This is a genomic window from Actinomycetospora sp. (assembly GCF_055612215.1).
Genome location: NZ_JBVPVA010000991.1, coordinates 1 through 2,697 on the forward strand (window position 1 = coordinate 1; position 2,697 = coordinate 2,697).

The window sequence follows — 2,697 nt, forward strand, 5'->3', positions numbered from 1 at the left end:
GTGCCGGTCGTCGACGTGGGCGCGGGTGACGATGGCCCGATGGATGACCCCATGACGCGCGCCGCCCGGGCGGCGGCGTCGATGGCCCGTCCCGGCGACGTCGTGCTGCTCGCGCCGGCGGCGGCGTCGATGGACATGTTCCGCGACTACGCCGCGCGCGGGGACGCCTTCGCCGCCGCGGCACAGCGGGTCGCGGGGGTGCCCGAGCCGGCCTCGGACCCGGGCGCGCCGTCGTGACGTCCCGGCCCACCCGGACCGCCGCCCCGCCGCCGGTCCGGGCCCTCGGCGCGACCCTCGCACAGTGGCTCGGCCGGCCGCTGACCTCGCTGCACCTGGTGCTCGCAGTGTTCGGCCTGCTCACCGCGCTGGGCCTGGTCATGGTGCTCTCGGCGTCGTCGGTGAACGCCTACGCGGCGGGCGGCTCGTCGTACGGGGTCTTCTTCCGCCAGTTCGCGTTCGCGCTGGTCGGCGCGGTGCTGTTCTGGGTCGGGTTGCGGGTGCCGCCGCGCCGCTGGCGGGCCGCGAGCCCGTGGCTGCTCGCCGGCTGCCTGGTGCTGCTCGTGCTCGTGCTGGTCCCGGGGCTCGGCGCGCAGGTCAACGGCTCGCGGTCGTGGTTCCGCGTCGCCGGGGTGTCCCTGCAGCCCTCGGAGATCACGAAGGTGGCGCTGGCGCTGTGGGGCGCGCACGTGCTGGTCCGGCACCGGCCCGCCCCGCGGCGCTGGCGGCAGGCGCTGATGCCGCTCATGCCGGTTGCGCTGCTCGTCCTCACCCTCGTCGTCGCCCAGCCCGACCTCGGGACGACGATCTCACTGGCCGTCGTCGTCGGCGCCCTGCTCTGGTTCGCCTGCGCCCCGTTGGGCCTGCTCGCGCTGCTGGGGACCGCGGGTGTGATCGGCGCGGTCGTGCTCGGCGTCGTCGCCTCCTACCGGCAGAGCCGGATCGCGGCGTTCCTCGACCCCTCGGGGGCCGACCCGCTCGGCCCCGCCTACCAGGCCCGCCAGGCGCTCTACTCCCTCGCCGACGGCGGCGTCTTCGGGCAGGGCCTCGGCCAGGGCCGGGCGAAGTGGAGCTACCTGCCCAACGCCGACAACGACTTCATCTTCGCGATCATCGGCGAGGAACTGGGCTTCCTCGGTGCGTTCGCGGTGATCGCGCTCTTCGTGACCCTGGCCTACACCGGGCTGCGCATCGCCGCGCGCTCGGTGGACCCGTGGATCCGCGTCGTCGCGGGGACCCTCACCGTCTGGCTCGTCGTGCAGGCCGCGATCAACATCGGCTACGTCGTCGGGCTCCTGCCCGTCACCGGCATCCCGCTGCCGCTGGTGTCCTCCGGCGGCACCTCGCTCGCGCTCGCGCTGTTCGCCGGCGGCCTGCTCGCGAACTTCGCCCGGCACGAGGCCGACGCGGCCGCCGTGCTGCGCACCCAGGGCCAGGGCCGCCTCGCGCGGGCCCTGCGCCTCCCACCACCCGCCGTGCGGGCCCGCGCCCGCACCGGCTGACCCGCCCGAGGAGGCACCCCGTGCCCGACCGGCCCCGATCCGGCTCCCGCCCGCTCTCCGTCGTCGTCGCCGGGGGCGGCACGGCGGGCCACATCGAGCCGGCCCTCGCGCTGGCCGACGCGGTCCGGCGGCTGCGCCCGAACGCCGTGGTCACCGCGCTGGGCACCGAGCGCGGGCTGGAGCGCACGCTCGTCCCCGCGCGGGGCTACGCCCTGGAGCTCGTGCCGCCGGTGCCGCTGCCGCGCAGGCCGTCGAAGGACCTCGCGGCGCTGCCCTGGCGGGTGGTGCACTCGGTCGCGAGGACGCGGCAGGTGCTGCGGCGGGTCGGGGCGGACGTCGTCGTCGGCTTCGGGGGGTACGTGGCGCTGCCGGCCTACCTGGCGGCGCGGCTGCCCGGCTCGCGGGTGCCGGTCGTCGTGCACGAGGCCAACGCCCGCGCCGGGATCGCCAACAAGGTCGGCGCGCGCCACGCCGCCGCGGTGGCCGCCGCGGTGCCCGGCAGCGGGCTCGACGGACCGGTGATCGGGATGCCGCTGCGCCGCGCGATCACGACGCTGGACCGGGCCGCGCTGCGGGCGAAGGCCCGCGCGCACTTCGGGCTCGACCCGCACGCCCCCACGGTCCTGGTCTTCGGCGGCTCGCAGGGCGCCCGCTCACTGAACGAGGCCGTGTCCGGCGCGGCGGCGGCGCTGGGGCGCGCGGGGATCGGCGTGCTGCACGCGCACGGGCCGAAGAACACCCTCGAGGTCGCGACGGTGCCCGGCGCGCCGCCCTACGTGGCGGTGCCCTACCTCGAGCGGATGGACCTCGCCTACGCGGCCGCGGACCTCGCGATCTGCCGCTCCGGGGCGATGACGGTGGCCGAGGTGTCCGCGGTCGGGCTCCCGGCGATCTTCGTCCCGCTGCCCCACGGCAACGGCGAGCAGCGCCTCAACGCCCTGCCCGTCGTCGAGCACGGCGGCGGTGAGATCGTCGAGGACGCCGACCTCACCCCCGAGCGGGTGGTCGAGCTCGTGGTGCCCGTGCTGACCAGCGGCGAGCGGCTCGCGGCGATGAGCGCGGCGACCCGGCGGACCGGGCACGCGGACGCGGACGAGACACTGGCCCGCATGGTGCTGGCCGTGGTCGAGGGCGATGCGAGCGCCGAGGAGGGGGCGGGCACCATGGGGGGCGTGGTGCGGCGCGAGGGGGAGCGGCG

2 protein-coding genes and 1 pseudogene are annotated in these 2,697 nt (G+C 77.1%); all 3 read left to right on the forward strand.

Going from position 1 to position 2,697, the window contains the following annotated elements; translation table 11 throughout:
• Positions 1 to 237, forward strand: a pseudogene (gene murD / locus AC0CYZ_RS26940) (UDP-N-acetylmuramoyl-L-alanine--D-glutamate ligase); the annotation flags it as partial.
• Entirely contained in the window at positions 234 to 1,499 is a 1,266-nt protein-coding gene (gene ftsW, locus AC0CYZ_RS26945; RefSeq protein ID WP_472221100.1) for a putative lipid II flippase FtsW, read from the forward strand. The pseudogene murD and the gene ftsW, both read left to right, overlap by 4 nt.
• Positions 1,500 to 1,519: 20 nt before the next feature.
• Positions 1,520 to 2,697 (forward strand): undecaprenyldiphospho-muramoylpentapeptide beta-N-acetylglucosaminyltransferase (gene murG, locus AC0CYZ_RS26950; protein ID WP_472221102.1); only part of this gene is annotated, 1,178 nt, incomplete at its 3' end.